The organism is Fusicatenibacter saccharivorans, assembly GCF_015557635.1.
In the GTDB taxonomy this organism is placed as follows: Bacteria; Bacillota; Clostridia; order Lachnospirales; family Lachnospiraceae; genus Fusicatenibacter; species Fusicatenibacter saccharivorans.
In genome coordinates this window covers 166,838-191,205 of record NZ_JADNOP010000006.1, presented here as the reverse complement: position 1 = coordinate 191,205, position 24,368 = coordinate 166,838, and the positions used below count along the sequence as shown (strand labels likewise).

Below are 24,368 nucleotides of genomic sequence, written 5' to 3'. Positions count from 1 at the left end.
TTACACCTCCCCCATCGTCTCGTGCCAGATTTTGTGGCTTGCCGGGAACATATCACCAAAACCTAAATCCTCTGCGGTGATCTGACACGTAACCGGAGAATCATACTCCAGACGCAGACGGATCCGTGTTGTCTTCGGCGGCCGTTTGGGCAGCCCGTCCAGCTTCATGGTATAGCGGTTTCGTTTTCCGCTTTCCATGGAGCTTACAACAAATTCCAGCTCCTCCGTTCCGTCGAGGATCAGCTCACATTCTTTTTCTGCTTCATACCAGTTCACACCGGCTGCAATCAGCGCATAGTATGCCGGAGAACCATTGATCGTCATCTCCATGCCGATGTTGTAGCGCACGAGGTCATTTCCGAGGAAGAGATAGCCCTTTAAGCGGCGCTCCTCCACTTTTTCGCGCGCGGAAAAGCAGGCGCCCTGTGCAAACAGGTTCGTTCCGCCGAAGATTCTTCTCTGGTTTTTCTTTAACTGACGCAGAGAGTTGTCTGCCCAGGCAAGGTCGAACTCCTCGCTCACCAGAAATACGCTGGAATAAATTTCATTCCCCATCGCTTCTCCCATCAGATGGCAGAAATCGCGGTCGCGCTCCATCGGCTCGATCGAAAGTGCGGCTTTTGGCCCCCGTTTTACGGTCACAGTTGCCGGCTTCGTTTTACGGCTGATGGAAAGTTCAGAAAACGATGCTTCCTCATCTTTCAGGAAAAACAGACCGACTTTACGGCTCCAGAGCTCCGGCTTCTGGTTCAGCACATGGCAGTAAAAGCTCTCGTCATGCTCCTGCAGGTAGGCTCTGCCGCGCGGAAGTCCGATTATCTTGTATGCTTCACGCACATTTTCCACAAATGGACGGGTCAGATGGCCCGTGGTGATCATCATCGCCTGGATCTGCTGGTCCGGGCGCTCGATGCCGATCATCTTCAGTGCTTCGCGAAGGAACGTGCCAAGGACTTCTCCCGGCGTGTAATCCCGGTTTTCGATCTGGCAGATGCTGGATCCCATGCAGATCTCGTACAGATTGTCCAGCCAGATGCCGCTTTCCGCGTGAGCAGATTTTTCTGCATCCGGTCCTGTTTTCCACGTTTCCTCATTCCGTTTTTTGGCAATGGCGGTCGGAAATTCCACCGCCTCTTCTCCTTCTTTTACCGGGATGGAGACAGCTGTATGGGTTCCCCTGTCATAGCAGCAGAACTGGGAATATTTCTCTCCAAAATCAAATCCTAAAATCAAATTTTTCTGTTCCATGTCGTATCCTCCTGCTGCTTCTTTTCATCCACAAGTGCAAAACAGTTCCGAACCAGAGCCTCCTGCTGCAGATACTTTCGGAATGCTTCTTCTGCTTTTTTCAAATCTCCTGCCGCGCGCGCTGCTTTCATCTGATTCAGAAGCTGGTACCGCGTCTTTCCTGCTTTTGGTTCGCCGGTCATGGAGACGGTTTTCACCTCTGTTTTTCCCTCACCCTGACGGTTCGTAAAGGTCAGGTAATACTCCATTTTCTCGCCGTAGAACAGCAGAAACTCTTTTACAAAAATACCCTGATACATATTGCGCATCGGTTCGCTCTTCCATGTTTCTTCGGCGTTTGTCCGGTAATGAATCGTCACCTTTGCCTCCGCTCTCTGGCGTTCCTCGATGAACATGCGGTCGCCGATCTGGAAGCCTTCGGTCAGGTGCTCCGGCAGATCCTTGTAGAAGGCAAAGCGGAGTCCCTGTTTCGTAAACGCCAGAAGCAGGGTATGCGCCTCTTTTTCTTCCTCCTCAGAAAGCTGCGGCTTCGTGGAAAGATGTTTCAGCATCGCAAGATGGCAGATCTCGTCCAGCTCCCAACCCTGTTTCCAGGCGCGGTCCAAGTAGTCAAACATCTGATCCGAAAGCGGTTTTCCGTCCATAAAATAGCCGATCGCAAGATACGTCAGGTATGCCAGAATGACATGCTCTTTTCCGCTCTGTCGGATGTAGTTCTCCAGCATTTCCTGCTCCCACTTCGGGTGGCTGCGCACAAAGACGGACCAGGTCAGAATACGCTCCTCCAGCTTGTCGCTCTCCATCTGGAAGCCGCGGATTTTATCCCATAAACTGCACATATCCTCAATAGAACCGGTGAAATAATCTCTCAGATAGCACAATACAATTTCATCGTAAATGCCCTGTTTTACCACGTAGGATGCCAGATAGAGAAGCTCCTCGTCCTCTGTAAACTCTTTTTCCAGAATCATCGCATGCGCCAGACGGAAGAGACACGACACCGGGATCTTTTCGTAGCCGTACCGATCCGTCAGGGCAAAGGCGCGGCTGTAACAGCCGTAGCGTACCAGAAGCTCGATCGTAGAAATACGGTCCACCTTTGCGTAAGCGCTGTCCTCCAGCTCTGCAACAGCCGCCTCGGTCTCACGCTCATCCGGATGGGCAAGATAGTATTCCAGCAGTTTCTGACGCACTGTTTTCCGGTAAGCACTGGAAAATGCGCTCGTGCGCGCTGCCTGCTGATACCAGGCAAGATTTTCTGCAGTAAGCTGCATCTCCTCTTCCTGCTCCCCGCACAGGTGTAGCAGCAGACCCGGATTTTCAATGGCAAAACCGCCGCAGGCACGGGCAAGCTCTTCATCCGTAAACAATGGCTCTACGCGGCAGGTTTCTGTCACCGCATATCTTCTGCGCTGCTCATCTTCGAGAAGAATCCGCGCTTTTTTGCCGTACAGACGGATATAAGCACCCTGTTCCGTCATCGGATAAGACGTTTCGCCCGCCATCGCCGGATGGCAGACGATCACACGCGTGATTTTCGGATTTTCACACGTTACATGATGGGTAAACAGCACATTTGCGATCGCTTTTGCGCTGTCGGGATCTTCCGGTTTTTTCAGAAAAGTCCGGTACAGTGCGGCGTATTCGCGGTTCATGCGGCCTTTCTGGATCTGTCTTGCCGTGAAAACCTCCATCGCCGGGCGGTAGCTCTGGAATGTATGGCGGTCTTTTTCGCGGTTTTTGATCACGTTGGCGTAGATCAGCGCTTTCTTCTGGCCTGCCAGTGTGTTGCTGTAGGAGAAATACATCCGGATGACCTGCGGAAGGACCTCGTCGAACGACGCATCCATCGTTTCGATATAGTACTCGTACAGGCGCGTGATGCGGATGTTCCGCTCCACGGCTTTTGCATACCACGGGAAATATTCCTTCCGCACCGGGCGGCCCTTCATCACCAGTTTGCAGATGGCTTCGAGCACTTCATCGGATGGAAAACGCTCATAGCCCGCAGTCAGAATCTGATAGACATTCTCATCGAACGTTTTCATCGTCTCTGTAAGATAAGCGGCCCGTTTTAACAGTTCCCCGCTTAAAATGCCTTCTTTCTGCGCAAATTTCAGCACCTGAACGGTGAACGGCGAAATCCGGCGGAGCTGTCCCTCCTGGCGGAGATAGAGCTGTGCCGCATCCAGATACAAAAGCGGGCTCTTGCACCCGCACTCATAGCAAAGTTCCATCGCGTAGAGCTGACGGGTCAGCGACTGCTGCCAGGAATCGTCGGCATCAATGGCAAGCTTTAGCAGAAAATAGCTTGCACTCTCCTGCCGCATCAGTGTTCCAAGGCGTGATACCAGATCGGTATGGCCCACTTCCATTTTCAGCTTCCATGCCAGATACAGGTACGCTCCTTTTTTCTCCGCGGTGTCCAGCAGTTCCTGATGCTCTTTTACGTAAGAAAGCGTTTCTCTTGCTTTTCCGGTTTCCTCATGGCTCTCGTACAGCCATGCTTTTCCCAGCGTCACCCACGCCATGTCTCCGCCGGCTTTTTCGAACTGCTCGATGGCCTCCCAGGTATCCTGATACCAGGTACGGTAGTCGCGTTTATGGACTGCCAGATCGAGATAGCCGCGCGCGATGGCAGTTATCTGACGGTCGCGCTCCGTATTTTTCCTGCTGGTCACATGCTTTTCGCTGTTTGTCACTTCCAGTTCAAAGCGAAGCTCCTGTTTTCCCTGACGCACCGTAATTCTGCCGTAATGGCGGCCGTTTCCGATTTTCTCCTGATGGATAATGTATTCCACACCGTAGACGCTTCCGATGAAATCTTCTGAAGTGACGACTTTCTTTTCCACTTCCAGAAAGTCTCCCTGCGCCTCGATTTCCATGCGGACGTAGCCCCAGGTATTTTTATACAGATACAGTGTTTCCTTGCGCGGCTGGTCCACGGTAAGCACAGTTTTCTCCGGCTGTTCCGCCGAAAGCATCACCGGCTCTTTCTGACCGAGGGCAACCAGAAATTCCTCCAGATGCTGAAATGTCACCGGCTTGTGGGACAGTCCCTGATAAAGTGCCATCTGCTCCGGTGCCTCTTTCTGAAGAAGACGTGCAAACTCTTTTTTTACAAAGAAGCGGTACGCTGCGCCGAAATCATGGCTTGCCAGATGCACAAAATCTGCCAGGGAATGAATCTCCTGTCCGGAAATGTTCATTGTCTTTCCCGCAATCGAGACGTGTACCCGCACGCAGCGTTCCTCCAGATTGCTGCTGACGGTGATGTTTCCACAGATTTCATCGCCTGCTTTTAATCCGCTGGTATCCACGCCGTACTCAATCGTACTCGCCGTTCCCTGGAACTGATTTTTCGCCAGAACGATTCTCTGATGATCTGTGGTCACAATTCCTTTTACTCTTCTCCCGTCTTCCGCTCCGATATTCAGCTCTCCGCGGAAATTCTGCCCCGCGTCCAGCGTCAGGGCCACCTCCGTCTCGGACAGCAGCAGATGGGGAACCTCATATTCAAATCTGCCGTTCAGCAGTTGTTCCAATCTTCTTCTCAATGTTTTTCACCTTATTTTATCTAAATCGTTTTCGTTCTTTTCCACAACGTCTGATTATACCCCAAGACGCACGGGATTGCAACGGAAAGGGGACGCTCCTTTTAATAGTCGAACAGCGAAAACTGGTTGCTTTCGGGCAGATCTCCGAAGACACCTAGGTCCGCCATAAAGTCGATAATCGTCTTGCTGACCTTGGTGCGGTCGCGGAAATCATCTTTCGAGAGGAATTTTCCGTTTCGTGCCGCAAGGACAACGGCGTCGGCCGCCTTGTCGCCCAGACCCTCGATCGAGTCGAGCGCCGGCATCAGATGTTTGTCATCGTAGACCTGGAAGCGGTGCGCCTGTGCCTTATAGAGGTCCACCGGCACAAAATCGAAGCCGCGGGCGTACATTTCCTGGACAATCTTCATATCCTTGACGGTTGCCTGCTCCTTCTGAGTCAGCGTGTCTTTCCGTTTTTCGTAATCTTTCATATAATATTCCAGCCGGTCGCGTCCCATGCACATGAGCTCGTAGGAGAATGCAGACGCACGAATGGAGAAGTACGCCGCATAGTACGCCAGCGGATAGAAAATTTTATAGTAAGCGATGCGGTACGCCATCATGACGTACGCCGCCGCGTGGGCTTTCGGGAACATGTACTTGATCTTTTTACATGACCAGATGTACCAGTCCGGCACATCGTGGGCCTTCATCTCCTCTTCCCACTCCGGTTTTAAGCCCTTTCCTTTTCGCACACTCTCCATGATCGTAAAGGAAAGCTCACTTTCGAGTCCCTTGTCGATCAGGTAGATCATGATATCGTCCCGGGTACAGATGGCGGTGGAAATCGTCGCCTTGCCCTCCTCGATCAGGGTCTGCGCATTGCCGAGCCATACGTCGGTTCCGTGCGACAGACCTGAGATACGGATCAGGTCGGAGAACGACTGCGGCTTCGTGTCCAGAAGCATCTGGATAACGAAATCGGTACCGAACTCCGGCACGCCAAGACATCCAAGCGGACAGCCGCCGATGTCCTCCGGCTTGATGCCGAGCGCCTCGGTGCTCTTGAACAGCGACATGACCTCCGGGTTATCGAGCGGAATCGTCTGCGCATCAAGGTGCGTGATATCCTCGAGCATACGGATCATGGTCGGATCATCGTGTCCGAGAATATCGAGCTTTAAGAGGTTGGCATCAATGGAGTGGTAATCGAAATGAGTCGTAATAATGTCGGTTGTCATATCGTTCGCCGGATGCTGCACCGGGGTGAAGGAGTTGATATCCTCACCGAACGGCAGAACGATGATACCGCCCGGGTGCTGGCCGGTGGTACGGCGGATGCCGGTGCATCCTTCCACGATACGGTCGATCTCGCAGTTCCGTTTGTGCTGGCCGCGCTCTTCGTAATAGTTCTTCACGTAACCGAACGCTGTTTTATCCGCCAGCGTACCGATGGTTCCCGCACGGAACGTCTGACCGGCGCCGAAAATAACCTCTGTGTATTTGTGCGCCTTACTCTGGTAATCACCGGAGAAGTTCAGGTCGATATCCGGCTCTTTGTTTCCCTTGAATCCAAGGAACGTCTCGAACGGAATGTCAAATCCGGCTTTTTTCAGCGGCTTGCCGCAGTTCGGGCAGACGGCGTCCGGCATATCGCATCCGGCACGGCCGACGTACTCTTTGACGCGCGGCGAATCGAACTCGCTGTAATGGCACGACTCGCAGTAGTAATGCGGGCTCAACGGGTTTACCTCCGTGATTCCCGCCATCGTCGCAACGAACGAGGAACCGACGGAACCACGCGATCCTACGAGGTAGCCGTCCTCGTTCGACTTCCACACCAGTTTCTGTGCGATGATGTACATAACGGCATATCCGTTGGAAATAATGGAGTTCAGCTCCCGCTCGAGGCGCGCGGAAACGATCTCCGGAAGCTCCTCGCCGTAGATTTCATGCGCGCGGTCGTAACAGATTCTCCGCAGTGTCTTGTCGGAATCCTCGATGACCGGCGGGAATTTTCCGGCACGGATCGGGGAGATTTTCTCGACAAGGTCGGAGATTTTGCGCGGATTGGTGATGACGACCTCCTCCGCTTTCTCACTTCCGAGATACGAAAACTCTTCAAGCATCTCCTCGGTGGTGCGCAGGAACAGCGGTGCCTGCTCATCAGCGTCGTCAAAACCTTTTCCGGTCATGATGATGCGGCGGTAGATCTCGTCCTGCGGATCCATGAAGTGGACGTCGCACGTTGCCACAACAGGCTTATGGAACTGCTCGCCAAGTTTGACGATGCGCCTGTTGATCTCCTTTAAATCCTCCTCGCTCTCTACGGCAGAAACGTCCTCTTTTTTGATCATGAACGCGTTGTTGCCGATCGGCTGGATTTCCAGATAATCGTAGAAGTCCACGAGACGCGCAATCGCCGCATCCGGTTCACCGCGCAGGATTGCCTGGTAGAGTTCGCCCGCCTCGCAGGCAGATCCGATCATCAGACCGTCCTGGTATTTCAGGTAGACGCTCTTTGGCAGCTTCGGCCGGCGGTTGTAGTATTTCAGGTGGGATTCCGACACGAGGCGGTACAGATTGACACGTCCCGTCTCGTTCTTTGCCAGAATGATCGCATGGTACGATGGAAGCTTGCGCACAGCCTCCTCCGATACTTTTCCCTGCGCATTCAGGTCATCCAGAGTCAGAATATTGCGCTCCTCCAGCATTTTTACGAATTTCACGAAAATTTCCGCCGTACAGCCGGCATCGTCCACCGCACGGTGATGGTTTTCCAACGATACGCCGACCGCCTTCGCAACGGTATCCAGTTTGAAACGGTTCAGGCCCGGCAGCAGGAAACGCGCCATGGCGACGGTGTCCGCCGTTGTAAATTCCCGCTCGATCCCCTGCAGGACACAATTGTGCTCGATAAAGCTCATATCGAACGAAGCATTGTGGGCAACCATAACGGCTCCCTCACTGAACTCCAGGAATTTCGGCAGCACCGTTTCGATGTCCGGCGCGTCAAGAACCATGTTGTCGTTGATGCCGGTCAGGTTCTCAATCCGGAACGGGATCGGGACTTTCGGGTTAACGAAGGTGGAAAACTTATCGACAATCGCTCCGTTTTCCACACGGACGGCACCGATCTCAATGATTTTGTTGACAACCGGGGAAAATCCCGTCGTCTCGATATCGAAAACAACGTAGCTTCCGTGGATGTCCTGTCCTTTGCTGTTGACAACGATATCTTTCAAGTCGTCGACGAGATAAGCCTCCATGCCGTAGATGACCTTGAACGGAGCCGAAACTTTTTTCAGCTCATCTTTTGTCGCATCCGGGTGCTCTGCCTGGTATTTTTTCCGGTAAGCGCCGTCGATCGCCTCGATCGCATGGTTTGCCTCCGGGAAGGACTGCACCACGCCGTGATCGGTGATCGCGATCGCCGGATGGCCCCACTCATAGGCACGCTGTACCAGACGGGCAGCATCGGTGACACCGTCCATATCGCTCATCTTTGTATGGCAGTGCAGCTCCACACGCTTCACCGGACTCGTATCCTGACGGCCGGTACGGAAATCGGTGATCTTCTTGATGCCCCAGACAGACATAACCGTCAGATCGTGGTCAAATGCATCAACCGTCGTTTTTCCTTTTACTTTAATGAACGCGCCTTTTTTGATCGCATCCTTTAATTCCGGCACTTCCGCGTTCTGGACGAAAATCTTGACGCCGATGGTATCCGTAAAGTCGGTGATCGTGAACATGAAAATCGTACGCTCATTCCGGATCTCGCGCATATCCACACTCTGGACTCTTCCTCGGATGACAACATCACCGATCTCATCGCCGATTTTCAGAATCTCCACGCTCTCATCCTCGAAATCTCTTCCGTACAGCACATCCGGATTGGAGGATTTGCGCGGCTGATTGTCCGCATTCCGGCCGAAACTGCCCTTGCCTTTTTTGAAGGAACCGCGTCCGCCGCCGAAAAAACCTTTTCCCCTTCCGCCGTCTGCTGCTTTTTCTTTTTTCGCCTCGCCGTCCTTGGCTGCTGCGGATGCTTTTGGCTGTTCGCCTGCTGCTTCCGCCTGCTCTTCCATCCGGTTCTGCTCTTTTTCGCCGAGCATCTCACCGTAATGGGTATGCGCCAGAACGTGGCGCACTTCCTCCCGGATGCGGAGCTCGGAATTTCTCATGGCGCGGCTCTCGCCCTCCGGCTTTCTCATCTCGGTTTCCACGATCAGGTCGAAGCCGCACCGCTCACAGAAGATTTTCTCGAGAATGTGGACCAGCTCCTCCTCGCGCTCCTTTGCCACAACGGAATCCACGAGCACCAGGTGCATTTTGTTCGTCTCCGGGAAGGTAATCTCGGCAGTCGAAAACAGATGATTCAGAAAGACACTGTGGTTTTTCAGCTCGAGCAGGATACTCGGACGGTACACCTCCAGAAAGTTTTCCGGCGTATACTGGCGCGACAGATAGAACCGCTCAATAATCTTCACGCGCAGCGGCACGTTGGAAAAGAGCTGCTCCTCGATCTGGCGCTCCAGCTGATAAATATATTTTTTGTGAATCCACTGATGGCTGACCACATAGATCCGCAGCAGATCTTTTTTCTTATTGATCGATACCCGCGAAACCTCCACGGTATCGAGAAGCTCTGCCATGCCCCCTTCGATTCTCAAATCCGGAAATACTTCCTGAAACTGTTTTTCCATTCCTATTCCTGCTTTCTTTTCTACTTGCCCCAGTGATCCAGCTCGTCCTTTAAGACGGACAGCAGCTCGCTCTCCGGTACTTTTTTCACGATTTCACCTTTTTTAATTAAAATGCCGACGCCTTTTCCGCCTGCAACACCAAGATCCGCCTCTTTTGCCTCGCCCGGTCCGTTGACCACGCAGCCCATGACGGCAACCTTGATATCAAGATCGTAGCTCTGCACCAGTGTTTCCACCTGGTTTGCCAGTCCGATCAGGTCAATCTGGGTCCGTCCGCAGGTCGGACACGATACGACCTCAATGCCGCCTTTTCGAAGTCCCAGGGTCTTTAAGATCCGTTTTGCGGATTTGATTTCCTCGAGCGGATCGCCGGTCAGGGAAACGCGGATCGTATCTCCGATGCCCTGATATAAAATAATACCGAGCCCCACTGCCGATTTGATGTTGCCGGAATACAGCGTTCCTGCCTCCGTAATGCCGACATGAAGCGGATGATCCGTCTGGTTCGTGATCAGCTCATGCGCTTTTGCACACATCATCACATCAGACGATTTGATGCTGATGACGAGATTGTCATAGCCCATCTCCTCGATGATCCGCACTTTGTCGAGCGCGCTCTCCACCAGGCCCTCTGCCGTTACGCCGTTGTATTTTTCCACCAGCTCTTTTTCGAGTGAACCGCTGTTGACGCCGACGCGGATCGGAATCTGGCGTTCTTTTGCTGCATCTACAACCGCCTGGATCCGGTCGCGGCTGCCGATGTTGCCCGGGTTGATGCGGATTTTATCGGCTCCGTTTTCGATCGCGGCGATCGCCAATCGATAGTCAAAATGAATATCTGCTACAAGCGGAATCGAGATCTGTTTTTTGATCTCGGACAGCGCCTTGGCTGCCTCCATGGTCGGGACGGCGCATCGGATAATGTCACATCCGGCTTCCGTGAGCGCCTGGATCTGCTTTACGGTTGCCTCCACATCTTCTGTTTTGGTATTCGTCATGGACTGGATCAGAATCGGATTTCCGCCTCCGATGACCCGGTCGCCGATTTTCACAACTCGTGTATTTGCTCTGCTCATTTTCTTTCCTCCATTTATTTTCTCCGTGATGGCATAAAAATCTTATTTTATTATAAGACAATTTTTTCTCCGGCACAACCGTCTTTTCTCTTGCAATTTTTTTCCAAATTTTCTATAATGCTAGGAGTGATTTTTTTTATTCAACTGGAAAGGAAGACATACAAACGATGAAAAAGATGATCCTCGTAACCTCGCCGCCGGCGTGCGGAAAGACATACATTTCAAAACAGCTCGCCAAGGAGCTGAAACACGTTGTTTATCTCGACAAGGATACGGTCATTCCGCTGTCGAACCGCGTTTTCAAAGCGGGCGGACAGGAAATCAACCGCAGTTCTGATTTCTTCGAGGAGAATATCCGCGATTATGAATATGAAGTAACGGTCAATTTCGGACTGGAAGCACTCGAGTATGACGATATTGTGCTGATCAACGCACCATTCACACGCGAAGTGCATGATGAGAAGTTCCTGAAAGACTTCTCCAAAAAGCTCGCTGACCATGGGGCAAAGCTTGTTGTGATCTGGGTTGTCACAAAACCGGAGATCTGCCACCAGCGCATGATCGACCGCAACTCCGTGCGCGATACGTGGAAGCTGGAGCACTGGGATGAATATGTGAAAACGATCGACTACTCCATCCCGGAAGCACTGAAGAAAATGAGCAACTGCCTCGATCTGATGCTGTTCTACAATTCTTCGGATGAAGAATATCAGAAATCCATGGAGATGGTTATCTCCCGTCTCGAAGACGAATAACGACTAAACGAAAAAAGAGAATTTTGCCGGACCTCATTTTTACAGTCTGCAAAATTCTCTTTTTATTTATAGAAACTATTTTCACATCCGATACAAAAGATAATCCGCCGCTGCCGCCCACAGCACCCAGGAAACGCAGAGAACTGCGAACACACTCTTATATCCGAGCACGGCAAAGTGGACGCGCCATTTTTCCTTCTGCGTGAATTTCTCCGGGTTTTTGCCTTTTACCATCAGCATTCCGGCGATCACGAACATGCCGAGGGCCGCGATCAGCAGCAGGCCGTCTTTCGCCGCCTCAAGGGCAGCGCGGAACGTGAATCCCCCAAAGAGGAATCCTCCCAGCAGCAGCACAGCTGCCGCAGCGCCGCCAGAGAGCAGGCCGATTGTAAATGCTTTGCCGAGATCACGGCAGATGTTCTTTATCTTTTCCATGTTTTATAATTCCTTATTTTCTTCTAATGCATCACAGAAATGACATGCCACAAAGTGATTGTTGCCCACGTCTTTTAATTCCGGCATCTGCTGTCGGCAGATGTCTTTTGCGTACTTGCATCTTCCCTGGAATTTGCAGCCCGGCTTCGTGTTGATCGGGCTCGGCACCTCGCCTTCGAGGCGGATTTTTTTGCGGTCGCGCTCTGCCTCTACTTTCGGGTCCGGAATCGGAATCGCGGAGAGCAGTGCCTGTGTGTACGGGTGGCGCGGGTTGGCGTACAGCTCCTCGGATGTCGTCAGCTCGACGAGCGTTCCCAGATACAGAACCGCCACACGGTCGGAAATATGTTTGACCATCGACAGATCATGCGCAACGAAAAGATAGGTCAGACCCATCTTCTTCTGTAAGTCCACAAGCAGGTTGACGATCTGCGCCTGAATCGAAACGTCGAGTGCGGAGATCGGCTCATCGAGAACGATGAACTCCGGCTGCACGGCAAGCGCACGCGCGATACCGATTCGCTGGCGCTGTCCGCCGGAAAACTCGTGCACGAAACGGTTCGCATGCTCGCGGTTCAGTCCGACCAGCTCCAGATATTTGTAGATCATCTCCTGGCGCTCTTTCTTATTCTTTGCCAGATGGTGAATGTCGATGCCCTCGCCGATGATGTCGGCAACGGTCATACGTGGGTCGAGCGATCCATACGGATCCTGGAAGACCATCTGCACCTGTTTTTTGAAGGCAAACCGCTCTTTTCCGTTTAATGCATGGACATCGGTTCCCTTGTAGAGCACCTGTCCGTCGGTCTTGTCATACAGGCCGATGCAGGTACGGCCGCACGTCGTCTTTCCACATCCGGACTCGCCAACCATTCCAAGTGTCTCACCTTTGTAGATATCGAAGGAGACATCATCCACGGCCTTTAAGGTCGCATGGTTTCCGACCTGAAAATATTTTTTCAGATGGGAAACGGAAAAAAGCACTTCTTTTTCGTTATTTTCCATTACAGTTCTCCTCCTTCCAGATTTGGCATTTCTACTTTTGGTGCCATCGGGTGATGGAGCCAGCAGGCAGCCTTATGCTCGCCGCCGAATTCCGTTGCCTCCGGCATCTCTTCCTTACAGATCGGCATACAGTAGCTGCACCGCGTGCAGAACGGACATCCGACCGGCGGGTTTAAAAGATCCGGCGGAGTTCCCGGAATTGTCGCGAGTTCCTGCTTGTTTTTCAGATCCAGACGCGGTACGGAACGGATCAGCGCCCAGGTATACGGGTGACGCGGACGATAGAAAATATCCTCACACGTTCCGCTTTCCACGATAATACCGGAATACATGACAGCAATCTTCTGTGCGATATTTGCCACAACGCCGAGATCATGTGTGATCATGATGACGGATGTCTGATTTTTCTTCTGCAGATTCTTGATAATATCGAGAATCTGTCCCTGAATTGTCACATCGAGTGCGGTCGTTGGCTCGTCACAGATCAGAATTTTCGGATCACAGGCAAATGCAATCGCGATCATAACACGCTGACGCATACCGCCGGAAAATTCGTGCGGATACTGTCTGACACGTTTTTCCGGCTCCGGGATGCCGACCATGCGCAGCATCTCGACAGCCTCCTTTGCCGCTTCCTGTTTTGTCATGTTTTTGTGGCCCATCAGATTTTCCATAATCTGTTTTCCGACACGCATCGTCGGATTTAAGGAAGCCAGCGCATCCTGGAAAATGATTGCACACTCGCCGCCTTTGTAATGCTGCCACTGTTTTTTGTTGTATTTCAGAATATTCTCTCCATGATAGAGAATTTCACTGTTCTCTTTAATCTCACCCTGCGGGGCCTTGATGAGGCCCATGATGGATTTCGCCGTTACAGATTTTCCGCAGCCGGATTCGCCCACAATTGCGAGCGCCTGACCTTTCTCGAGAGAAAACTGTACACCGCGGACTGCCTTTACTTCACCGGCATAGGTGTGATAAGAGACTCTTAAGTTTTTTACTTCCAGAATCGGATTGTTTTGTTCGTTCATATCGTTATCTCCCACTTATTACTGGCGAAGTCTCGGATCCAGGGCATCGCGCAGGCCGTCTCCCAGAAGGTTGAATGCCATAACGATGATACAGAGCACGAGACATGGGAACAGAAGCTGTGACGGATAGAAATCCATGTTCTGCTGTCCCATCGAAATCAGGACACCAAGGCTGATCGATGGTGCCTTGAGGCCGATGCCGAGGAAGCTAAGACCTGCCTCCGTAAAAATAAACATCGGGATTGCCGTCGCCGTATCCAGAATCAGGATACCCAGCATATTCGGTACATAGTGTTTTAAGATGATGCGGAGCGGTTTTGCACCGAGCACCTCCGCCGCGTAAACGTATTCCGTCTCACGGAGCTGTTTGATCATACCGCGCACCTGACGTGCCGTGTTACACCATGCGGTGACACTAAGCGCGACCAGAAGTGCAAACAGGTTATTTCCAAGAATCATCATGATCAGAATCGTAAGAAGCAGAGACGGAATCGAGTTGATAACCTCGATGATCCGCATCAGAACCTCATCGACCCAGCCGCCGAAATGTGCCATCAGCGCGCCATATACCGTTCCGATGATGAGTTTGATTGCCGTTGCAACGATCGCGATGATCAGTGATGCCCGCGCGCCGACCCAGACTCTTGAGAAGAGGTCACGTCCCAGGTTGTCGGTTCCAAACCAGTATTTTGACGATACGCCCTGGTTTTTCTCGGCGATATTCATGGATACATAATCATATCCTTTGATATGCGGTCCGATGATGACCATGACAAGCAGAATGCCGAGCACAACAAGAGATCCCATTGCGATCGGATTTTTGCGGAGCCGTCTCCAGGCGTCCTGCCAGTAGGAAATGGTCGGGCGGTCAATCCGGTTCGCATCTTCCTCGGTGTATCCTATTACTTTAAATTTTTCCGGTGTTAATGCTGCCATAATATCCTCCTTATCTGCTCTTTCCTGTCAGACTGATTCTCGGGTCAACGACCACGTACAGCAGGTCCGTGATAAAGAGAACACCGATGTAAAGTGCTGCGATAATAACCGTCTCTCCCATGATAATAGAAAGATCCTGGTTATTGACCGCCGTCACATAATACTGTCCGATTCCCGGGATGGAAAAGATGCTCTCGATGAAGAAGGAGCCTGTGATACACATGGCAACCGACATCGGAAGCTGTGTGATAACCGGGATAAACGAGTTCCGAAGGATATGGCGGCGGATAATCTGTCCGCGGCTTAAGCCCTTCGATTCAGCAGTCAGCACGTAGTCCTGATTGATCACATCGAGCATCGAGGTTTTCAGCAGACGCGCATACGTTGCGATATAAGAAAAGCATCCTGTCAGGGTCGGAAGAATCGTGTATTCCCATCCTCCGAACCACAGATCCTTTCCCGCAGGCCAGCCGATCGTCGGCAGAACTTTCAGGTTGCCTGCGAAAATTTTCTGAAGCATCAGACCAAAGATCAGGTTCGGAATGGAAATCAAGAGGACCGACAGGGCGATCACCATATAGTCCCAGAAGCTTCCCCTCCTCATTGCCGCAAGAATTCCAAGCAGCAGACCGATCGTGATACCGACCAGCACCTGCTGGATACCAAGGCGGGCGGATACCGGAAGACGGTCATGAATCAGCTTCTGTACCGTCTGTCCCGCATAGACAACAGATTCTCCGAACTCTCCCTTGCAGATTCCCTTCATTGTGATCACATAGCGCTCCATCATCGGCTTGTCGAGGCCGTAGCGCTTATAGAGGTTTTCCTTTACGGTCGGCGAGAGCTTGCTCGCACGCTCCGTCAGCGGATCTCCCGGAACCGCTTCCAGAAGGAAAAACGTGGCCGTTGCAATCAGAAACAGTGTGATCAGCATTTCTGCAAAACGGCGCAGTAAATATTTTGGCATAAAAATCCTCTCCCTGTCCGGTCTTTTCCGACCGGAATTTTTATTATGATAGCGAAAGAAGAGCCTATTGTTTCATAAGCCCTTCTTCCCTCATTTCTTCTGTTTTGCTGCTTTTTTATTTCTGTACAGATGCTCTGTAAAGCTCCTGGCTTGCGCCGAAGGAGGATGTGTAGAAATCTTTTACCCAGTTCTGATAATAGTAATGTTTATCAGAGTAGTACAGCGGTGCAACACCACAATCCTGTGCAACCAGCAGATCTTCCAGCTTCTGGTAAATCTCAAGGCGTTTTGCGTTGTCGTTCTCTCCGGTCAGAGAGTCGATCAGGCTGTCGTACTCGCTGTTGCTATAGAGGCCGTAGGAATCATAAACGCCTGTCTTCATGACGTTCAGGAAATCCAGCGGATCGTTGTAATCGCTGAACCATCCGCCTACAAAGATATCGTAGTTCTTGTTATCGCGCTCGTTTGCAAACATCTGGTAATCGCCAACGGTGTTCAGCTCTACCTTTACGCCCAGATTCTGGGAAATGGACTGCTGCAGGTACTCTCGCTCGAGCTGATTCTCGGTAGCAGAACCCTGGGACAGCAGTGTAATGGTGATGTCTTCCGGTTTGTCGGTGATACCAAGCTCATCAAGGCCTTTCTGGAACAGTGCTTTTAACTTGTCTGCATCGCCTGCATACTGCTCATATTCCTTTTTCATGGTCTCCGACGCCTGCTTGCGGTAGGAAGTTCCGTCGAGCGTGATCGCCGGGGAAACGAAGCCGTAAGCTGCGGTGTATCTTCCGTAAACAGCTGATACCATCTCCTCACGGTTGATGGAGTAGGAAATTGCCTTGCGGATGTTTACGTTTTTCATCAGACCGGATTTTCCGCCCCCAGACTGCTCGTAGCACAGAACCATAGTTCCCGGGTACTCGGTGGTCATGGTCTGCATATTGCCTGCTTCTACTTCTTTGTCATATTTTGCAATGTAATCGCCTGCTGCATCGAAAACGTCCAGCTGTCCGTTATCGAACATGGTTGCTGCTGTTGCGTTCTCTGCTACACAGTACCAGTTTACCTGATTCAGTTTTACGTTGTCCTTATCCCAGTACTGGTCATTTTTCACCCATGTCATGGAGTTATCTTCTACCAGGTTGGTCATGGCAAACGGTCCGTTGTAGACACATTTTGTCCAGTCTTTTCCCCACTGGTCTCCGGCTGCCTCTGCGACATCCTGACGGGTCGGGTAAAGCGGAGTTGCTACCAGCTTGGACTGGAAGGTCGGATCCGCTACCTTTAAGGTAACCTCGAAGGTGTAATCGTCCACTGCCTTGATTCCGATCTCATCGGCAGAGCCCTGTCCGTTATAATACTCCTCTGCTCCTACTACGTTGAACAGGAAGAAAGAATAGGAATAGCCGTATTCCGGATTTAACAAACGTTTCCAGCCGTACTCATAATCTGCTGCGGTAACCGGCTGTCCGTCGGACCATTTGGCATCCTTTCTCAGATGGAAAGTGTAAACCAGTCCGTCATCGGATACGTCCATGGATTCTGCACCGGCATACTCGAAACGGTCTCCGTTTTCATCTGCTACGTCACGCATCAGTCCTTCGTAGCACTCTCCCATCATCCAGCGCCATCCCATATCCTGCACATCGAAATTGTTTCCAAAGGCTACTGCACGAAGATTGATCTGTCCGTCCACTTCGCCTGCAGTCTCCGGTGCTGCTGAATCCGTTGCTGCTGAATCTGCTGCTCCAGTACTGGTTGATGCCGCCGTGGCATTGTCAGCAGTTGCTACCTGTGTCTCTCCGCTGCTTCCGCATCCGGCCAGAAGACCGGCTGCCATGCATCCGGCCAGAAGCAGAGAAACGACTTTGTTTCTTTTTCTCATTGATGTTCCTCCTTTTTTCCGCAGACCTTCCCCGGCAGATCCGGCTGTGTCTGCACACGGGCTATTGTATTTCATATAATTATCCTGAAATTTTTCTCTTATTTGGACAATAACACAAAATAATACCTTGTTTTCTCACTTTTTTCATGCGATTTTAGCCCAACTTTTATCAGAATATCGGGAAATATCTGTTTTGTCAATCCTTTTCCCGTAAATTTTGCGTTTTCTGTTTTTTGTGTCACGGTTACGCAAAAAAGAAAGAGACCTCCGTTACACACAGCAGTCTCTTTTCCTTTTTCCCTTGCTTTTCTCTTTTATTCCGCTTTTGCATCCATTTGCCGCAGGCTGTGGATCAGCTCCTCACAGATCTCCAGTTCGCTCTTTCCGTCCGTCTCGATGATAATGTCGGCTGCGGCCTCATATTTCTCACGGCGCTTGCTCATCAGATCTGCGATAAACGGAACGGTTTTGTTGTTCTCAATCAGCGGTCTGTCGTGGCTGTCTTTGACACGGTCTAAAATCGTCTCCGGCTTTGCAGTCAGAAGAACAACGCGGCCGTTCTTTTTCATCTCTACAACGTTGCACTCACGCATCGGAGTTCCGCCGCCGCACGAAATGACAACGTTTGTTCTCGACTGCATTTCGATCAGAAGATTCGTCTCGCAGTCACGGAAATACTGTTCGCCGTAGGTCTCGAAAATATCGGAGATGCTCATACCGGCACGCTCTGCAATGATCTGATCCATCTCGATGATATCCATGGCAAACACGGTTTTGAGATAATCGGAAATGGTACTCTTTCCGGCTCCCATAAAACCGATCAGTACAATATTATAATTGAACAGCTTTCTTGCCTGAATCTTTTTACTGTTTCTTGTGATGCTCTCGAAAACATCCGCCACTTCGTTTTTATGGCGTTTTTCCTGCATCCGGCGTTCCAGCCATTCCTTCTGTTTTGCTTCCTGCTCCGGCTGGAGAATCGGCACGTTATTTGCTTCTTTATATACCATAATGTCCTCGACAATACGGTTTCTCATAAGCAGCGCATCCAAAATAATCTCATCGCACTGTCCGAGGCTCTCTCGTAATACTTCCAACTGATTCATGATATTTATCCTTTCCAGACTTGTGTGTACTTGTTCGCACAGCCCTCTTCCGGTATTTTTGTCGTATTTTTTGACATTTTCTGTTATTATAGCAGTTGTCCTCCGGAATCACAACAAAAATTTGCACAAAAGTGCGAAAAGCCCATGGAATCTTTTCAGAAATCCATGGGTTTTGGTATATTTTTATTTAAGATCGTCTTTCGAATCCGCATGATACCTGTTCTCCCAGGCATCTTCTGTGGATAACTTCTCATCAGAGTTCAGAAAACTCAGCTCTGCCCCCCCCGATTTCAGATTCTTTTTCAGCTTTTCAATCTGAATCGAAGTCTGTTTTTCTTCGGATATGGTGTTCAGCTCCTCGCAGATGGCATCTTTGATATCGAGCAGACACTCGAGCATCAGCGGGCTGAAGGCACCGCACTCGCCGTTCAGGATCATCTCGATGGCTTTCTCGTGCGTGTATGCCGATTTGTAGACACGCTCGCTTGTCAGCGCATCGTAAACATCGGCAATCGATACAACCTGGGCTGCAATCGGGATCTCCTCACCTTTTAAGCCGTCCGGGTAACCCTTTCCGTCGTACCGCTCATGATGCCAGCGACAGATCTGGTACGCAATCTGTACCAGCTTCTCGTCCTGATACAGTTCCAGGCTCTTCAGCATGGACGCTCCGATCAGGGTATGTTTCTTCATCTCCTCGAACTCTTCTTTCGTCAGCCTTCCCGGCTTATTTAAAATGTTCTCGTCAATGCCCATCTTTCCGATATCGTGCAGCGCGGATGCCGTTGTGATCATCAGCTGATCGGACCAGCTTAAGTGGTAGCGGTCTGTCTTCTGTACCAGACGCTCGAGGAGCATACTGGTCAGAACGTTGATGTGGTGGACATGAAGTCCGCTCTCGCCATTCCGGAATTCCATGATATGGCTCAGGATACTGATCATCATCTGATTGTTTTTCTCTTTTTCATAAATCTGCTCGGTGACGAGCGTCACGAGACGGCGCTGTTTTGCATATAATTTGATCGTATTGAAGACACGCTGGTAAACAACTTTTGCATCAAACGGACGACTGATATAATCGGATACGCCCTGCTCATACGCACGGCGCACAAATGTGGTGGAATCCTCGCTCGATATCATGATGACCGGAACCTCTTCGATCCAGTGGTTGCGGTTCATGTAGTCAAGCACTCCGAAACCGTCCATGCCCGGCATGACGATATCCAGAAGGATCAGCGCAAGGCCTGTTCCGTATTCTTCCAGCAGACGCAGGCACTCTTCACCGGTGGAAGCCTCGATGATATCGTATTCATCCTGCAGAATCTCCGAGAGGATGATACGGTTCATCTCGGAATCATCCACGATCAGGATGCGCTGTTTTTCTCTGCGGTTTTCCTGACGGACAACATCGTCCTGACAACCCAGGATCTGGTCTTTCTCGGTGACAACCATGTTTTTCCGTTGTTTTGCAAGATACATCAGCTGGTCGGCACGCATCGCAGCTTCGCCGATCGTCTCATCTCTTGTCAGAACACCTCCTACGCTGACGGAAAGACGCATCTTCGAGTAGCCCGGCACCTGTGCCTCATGGATCTGTGACTGAATCTGTTTTAATTTCTGTACAAAGTTTTCCTCATCCATCTCCGGCAGAACCAGCAGAAATTCGTCTCCTCCTAAGCGGATCAGACGGTCGGTACGTCGGGTGCAGCGGTTGACGGTCTTTACAATGGTGTCAAGCGCCATATCTCCGGCATTGTGGCCGTATGTATCGTTGTATAATTTGAAATCATCGAGATCGATCATGGCTACGCCGCAGCAAAAGCTGGCGTCCCGGATCTGGTCTTCGAAGTAGCGGCGGTTGAATACTCCGGTCAGCGCGTCACGATACAGCTCTTCGCTGTAGCTGTTCAGCTTGCTTACCAGATTCTGGCGTCCTTCGGAGTCCATCAGTGTTTCATCGTCGAGACGGTTGATCATCTCGATCACGCATGGTTCTCCTTCGATCTCCACGTATCTTGCAATGACCTGATACACATTCGACGCAATGCATTCCAGTTTTGATTTCTGCGATTTCTCCCGCAGGGCTTTTTCGGAAATACAGTTAAGGCACGGCATCGCTTTGTTCCATACTGCGTAGCATTCACACAGCTTGCCATTCTCTTCATCGATAATAAAATCTCCGATCTCATCCGGACGGAGAACCCGCACATACATGAAAATATTCTTCAGATGTTCCACCAGACGTTCTGCCTGTTTCTGTGTCATCTGAGCATCCTTAGAAGGCTCTTTCTTATTTATTTTTTCACATTCCGGCAATTCGGTCTGATTCATCTGTTTCCCTCTCTTCTCCCCGGTACACACAAAACTTCATTACCCCTTTGTGTGCTTCCGCGTTTTGCTACATTTTCCCATTTTAATTACAGTTATACATAATAGTGTAACGATTGTTTCCCGTTTCGTCAAGAAAAAAGTGTACAAAAACCGTCCTGTAATGGAAATTTATTCAAAAAAACCGACCGGTTTTACGCGGTCGGTTTTTTCTTCTTATCATAGAAGACACGGCTGTATAACTGCGGATAGATGTTGCTGCAGGAGAGCGCCGGTCCTTCAATATAGCGGTAATGATCGAAATCGTAAACACCGTAATCCGGCTCGGAGTTATCCAGCCAGAAAGCATTGATGCCGTAATCGTAGTAGTTCTTCTTGCATACGTCCCAGACATATTTTCTTGTCTCCGGATTGAACACGTCGATCTCAACGCAGTCACCCTGGAAATCGTATGTCTGCTTTTTCGCGCAGACCGTCCCTGTATGTTTTTCATTTTGTTAGATTTTTTTGTCTGTTTCTTGAAGTTTTTATCCGATTTCTAACACTATTTTGATCTTTTTACCAAATTTGCGGAATGGGCTTTATTTTTAACTGCACAAATTCCATTTCTTATGATAGAATATTTACGAAAAAATAAAGTATCTGATTCACTATACTTTGATTCACAATAAAATGAGGGAGTAATCCATGATTCAAACGAAAGATTCGAACTTAACCTTCCGCCCGCTGACCATCGACGACGCAGAGCAGTACAATGCACTTCTGCGCTACGCCTTTCAGGTTACAGAGCAGGAGCTTTCCGAAAGCGGATGGAAAGACGATGAAATCAAGCAGTCCAAATTCCCGGTTCTCGTCCGTGCCGATGTGCTCGGCTGTTTCTGCGAGGAGGATCTGGTATCACAGTTCGCGGTTTATCCGCTGGACATGAATATCTACGGTGTCCGCTATCCCGTCGGTTTTGTCACCAGCGTCTGCACCTACCCGGAATACACCGGCCAGGGCATCATGAAAAAGCTGATGATCCGGAGTCTCACGCGCATGCGGGAAAACCACCGTTCCTTTGCGCTTCTCTATCCCTACTCTATTCCGCTCTACCGGAATCTCGGATGGGAAATCATTTCCAATAAGATGACGTACACCATCAAGGACACGCAGGTGCCGCGGAAACTCAAAGCCCCTGGCTATGTGCGCCGCGTGGCATGGGATGACAAGGATTTCAAGGAACTACATACCAAATTTGCTTCGAAGACGCACGGCTGCCTCTACCGCAACAATCTGGCGTGGGAAGAATATTTCCGCTGGGATGAGGATGATACCGTCGTTGCGATCTACTATTCCGCTGATGATGTGCCGTACGGCTACATGGTCTATCTGATCAGCTCCGATATCATGCATATCAAAGAGATGATCTATCTGAACCGCGAAGCGCAGCTGGGACTCTGGGAGTATATTCATGCGCACGATTCCATGATCGATGAGGTCAAAGGAAATAACTACTACAGTGAACCCATTGCGTTCGAGCTTGAGGACAGCGATATCAAAGAAACGATTCGCCCGTACTCGATGGGGCGTATCATCGATGTCGTGCAGTTTATGGAACATTACGCCTGCGACCCGGACGAGCCGGATGTGTGTATCCGTTTTGAGATCGAGGATGAGCTGCTTCCGTGGAACAATGACAGCTTCACATTCTTCTTTGAAAAAGGACACTGTGTGCCGACCGACCGCGAGCCGGACCATGTGATGAAAATGACGATCGCATCGCTCACGACACTGCTGCTCGGCTACAAGACGGCTTCCAAGCTGTATGAGATGGCGCGCATCGAAACGACGCCGCAGACTGTGGAATGCCTGGATGACCTGCTCTTCCACCATATTCCATATGTTTCGGACTATATTTAATTTATTTTACGCATTGCAAAAGAGGGACTCCCGTGAAAGGAATCCCTCTTTTTCTATGTAACATTTTTTAGTTTTCTTCCAGTTTGATTTTCTCCTGCAGCACAACGCAGCCTGCCATATCGCCGATGACGTTGACGCATGTGGCACCCATGTCACACAGTGTGTTGATGCTGATGTAAACGCCCATGACGCCGGCCGGAAGACCTGCCATCGTGGCGAGTGCTGCGAATGATGCGATCGCGCCGCCCGGGATACCCGGTGTTCCGACAGAAAGCAGGACGTTGGCAAGCAGAATGATCACCATCATCGAAATGCTGACGTTGATGCCGCAGGCATTTGCGAAGAACATGATCATAAACGACATCAGGATCGATACCGCATCCATGTTGACGGTGGCACCGAGCGGGATTGCGATACTGCTGATCTGGTTCGAAACGCCGAGTTCTTTCTCGACACAGCGCTTGCTGATTGGGATCGTCGCGGAACTGGAACATGTTCCGAATGCATTCAGGGCTGCCGGCATGATCGCCTTAAAGAACTTGACCGGACTCGTCTTTCCGATGAGTTTTACAGCGCCGCCGTAGACGACGATCGCAAATCCATAGAATGCCACATACAGAATGATGAGCTGGGTTGCCAAGGAAACGATGGTTTTGGTTCCGTTTGCCTCGACAACCGGCACGATCGTACAGAAGACACCGATCGGGGTGAAGTACATAACGGTGCTGATGACTTTTAAACAGACCTCATTCAGGGAGTCGATCACGTTTAAGAGCGGCTGTCCCTTCTCTCCGACCGCAATCAGCGTAAAGCCGACAACGACAGCGAACACGAGTACCTGGAGCATGTTGCCCTCCGCAAACGCCTTCACCGGGTTGGACGGGATCAGGTTTTTGATCGTGTCGAGGATGCTGGTCATCTCGGTCGCCTGGATATCGGAAGTTGCCATCTCAAAATGGACTCCCTTTCCGAGGCGGATCAGTCTTGGAATGATAATGCCGACTGCACTTGCAATCGCAGTGGTGCACAGGAAGAAAATCATCGAGTAGCCGGTGATCTTACCTGTCGTTTTTGCATTTCCGATGCTGCAGATACCCATGACAATTGAGCAGAATACCATCGGGAAAATCATCATATTCAAGGCGTTCATGTAGATGCCGCCGATGACGCCGGTTACGGTCAGAATCGGCGTAAAGCGGTCCGCCAGAAGAAGTCCGGTTAAGATACCGAGAATCAGTCCGGTAAAGATCGCACCTGTAATATGCTTCTGATACCATGCATAAAACTTTTTCATATGTTCTCTCTTCTCTCCTTTTTCACAGAGTAAGAGGCAGGTGTCCCTGTATCTTCTACCTGCCTCTTCGCATACAGCCATCTTATCACACAACCGCGGATAATTCCACTTAAAAATGGATTTATCCGCGGTTTTTCTGGCTTTTGGTCTTTTTT

General features: G+C 50.6%; 15 protein-coding genes and 1 pseudogene. 2 read left to right on the top strand and 14 right to left on the bottom strand.

The genetic code is table 11. The features are described 5' to 3' along the window. The 4 genes from I2G42_RS07200 to ispG form a co-directional block, all read right to left on the bottom strand. Positions 1-1,248 (bottom strand): DUF5716 family protein, encoded by a 1,248-nt coding sequence (locus I2G42_RS07200; protein WP_055228638.1) that lies wholly within the window; start codon positions 1,246-1,248, stop codon positions 1-3. Next, positions 1,230-4,805, bottom strand: coding sequence for a DUF5717 family protein (locus I2G42_RS07195; RefSeq protein WP_070103251.1), 3,576 nt, complete (start codon positions 4,803-4,805; stop codon positions 1,230-1,232). Before I2G42_RS07195 ends, I2G42_RS07200 begins: the two co-directional genes overlap by 19 nt. Before the next feature lie 101 nt (positions 4,806-4,906). Next, positions 4,907-9,496, bottom strand: a complete 4,590-nt coding sequence (locus tag I2G42_RS07190) for a PolC-type DNA polymerase III (protein WP_055228640.1) — start codon at positions 9,494-9,496, stop codon at positions 4,907-4,909. A gap of 20 nt (positions 9,497-9,516) precedes the next feature. Continuing rightward, complete coding sequence (gene ispG, locus I2G42_RS07185) at positions 9,517-10,572, bottom strand: flavodoxin-dependent (E)-4-hydroxy-3-methylbut-2-enyl-diphosphate synthase (RefSeq protein WP_055219919.1); 1,056 nt, start codon at positions 10,570-10,572, stop codon at positions 9,517-9,519. 167 nt (positions 10,573-10,739) lie between these two features. Here ispG and I2G42_RS07180 point away from each other — a divergent pair, with 167 nt between their 5' ends. Next, positions 10,740-11,327 carry a P-loop nucleotide/nucleoside kinase family protein gene (locus I2G42_RS07180; RefSeq protein ID WP_055219921.1) on the top strand — a complete coding sequence of 196 codons (588 nt, stop codon included), beginning with the start codon at positions 10,740-10,742 and terminating at the stop codon, positions 11,325-11,327. Positions 11,328-11,408: 81 nt separating this feature from the next. Here the strand turns inward: I2G42_RS07180 and I2G42_RS07175 are convergent, their stop codons facing one another. The 9 genes and pseudogenes from I2G42_RS07175 to I2G42_RS07135 form a co-directional block, all read right to left on the bottom strand. Next, positions 11,409-11,762, bottom strand: a complete 354-nt coding sequence (locus I2G42_RS07175; protein ID WP_055219923.1) for a hypothetical protein — start codon at positions 11,760-11,762, stop codon at positions 11,409-11,411. 3 nt (positions 11,763-11,765) lie between these two features. Next, the gene (locus tag I2G42_RS07170) at positions 11,766-12,767 is read right to left on the bottom strand and encodes an ABC transporter ATP-binding protein (RefSeq protein WP_055219925.1); all 1,002 of its coding nucleotides are present in this window, start codon (positions 12,765-12,767) and stop codon (positions 11,766-11,768) included. Continuing rightward, positions 12,767-13,798 carry an ABC transporter ATP-binding protein gene (locus I2G42_RS07165; RefSeq protein WP_022462667.1) on the bottom strand — a complete coding sequence of 344 codons (1,032 nt, stop codon included), beginning with the start codon at positions 13,796-13,798 and terminating at the stop codon, positions 12,767-12,769. The genes I2G42_RS07170 and I2G42_RS07165 overlap by 1 nt, the downstream gene beginning before the upstream one ends. Before the next feature lie 18 nt (positions 13,799-13,816). Further along, positions 13,817-14,734 carry an ABC transporter permease gene (locus tag I2G42_RS07160; protein ID WP_022462668.1) on the bottom strand — a complete coding sequence of 306 codons (918 nt, stop codon included), beginning with the start codon at positions 14,732-14,734 and terminating at the stop codon, positions 13,817-13,819. Positions 14,735-14,744: 10 nt separating this feature from the next. Continuing rightward, positions 14,745-15,701: an ABC transporter permease gene (locus tag I2G42_RS07155; RefSeq protein WP_022462669.1), complete on the bottom strand. Its 957-nt coding sequence runs from the start codon at positions 15,699-15,701 to the stop codon at positions 14,745-14,747. 115 nt (positions 15,702-15,816) lie between these two features. Beyond that, a complete protein-coding gene (locus tag I2G42_RS07150; protein ID WP_173816519.1) occupies positions 15,817-17,583 on the bottom strand; it encodes a peptide ABC transporter substrate-binding protein in 1,767 nt (588 codons plus the stop codon). A gap of 314 nt (positions 17,584-17,897) precedes the next feature. Beyond that, positions 17,898-18,689 (bottom strand): shikimate kinase, encoded by a 792-nt coding sequence (locus I2G42_RS07145; RefSeq protein ID WP_022462671.1) that lies wholly within the window; start codon positions 18,687-18,689, stop codon positions 17,898-17,900. 183 nt (positions 18,690-18,872) lie between these two features. Beyond that, positions 18,873-20,954 (bottom strand): diguanylate cyclase, encoded by a 2,082-nt coding sequence (locus tag I2G42_RS07140; RefSeq protein WP_195530895.1) that lies wholly within the window; start codon positions 20,952-20,954, stop codon positions 18,873-18,875. Between the two features lie 257 nt (positions 20,955-21,211). Next, a pseudogene (locus I2G42_RS07135) lies at positions 21,212-21,466 on the bottom strand (TIM-barrel domain-containing protein); the annotation flags it as partial. 238 nt (positions 21,467-21,704) lie between these two features. Here I2G42_RS07135 and I2G42_RS07130 point away from each other — a divergent pair. Then, on the top strand, positions 21,705-22,919 hold the full coding sequence (locus I2G42_RS07130; RefSeq protein WP_022462381.1) for a GNAT family N-acetyltransferase: 1,215 nt from the start codon (positions 21,705-21,707) through the stop codon (positions 22,917-22,919). Between the two features lie 67 nt (positions 22,920-22,986). Here I2G42_RS07130 and I2G42_RS07125 read toward each other — a convergent pair whose 3' ends face one another. Next, positions 22,987-24,213, bottom strand: a complete 1,227-nt coding sequence (locus tag I2G42_RS07125) for a dicarboxylate/amino acid:cation symporter (protein ID WP_055219933.1) — start codon at positions 24,211-24,213, stop codon at positions 22,987-22,989. Between the last annotated feature and the right edge of the window lie 155 nt (positions 24,214-24,368).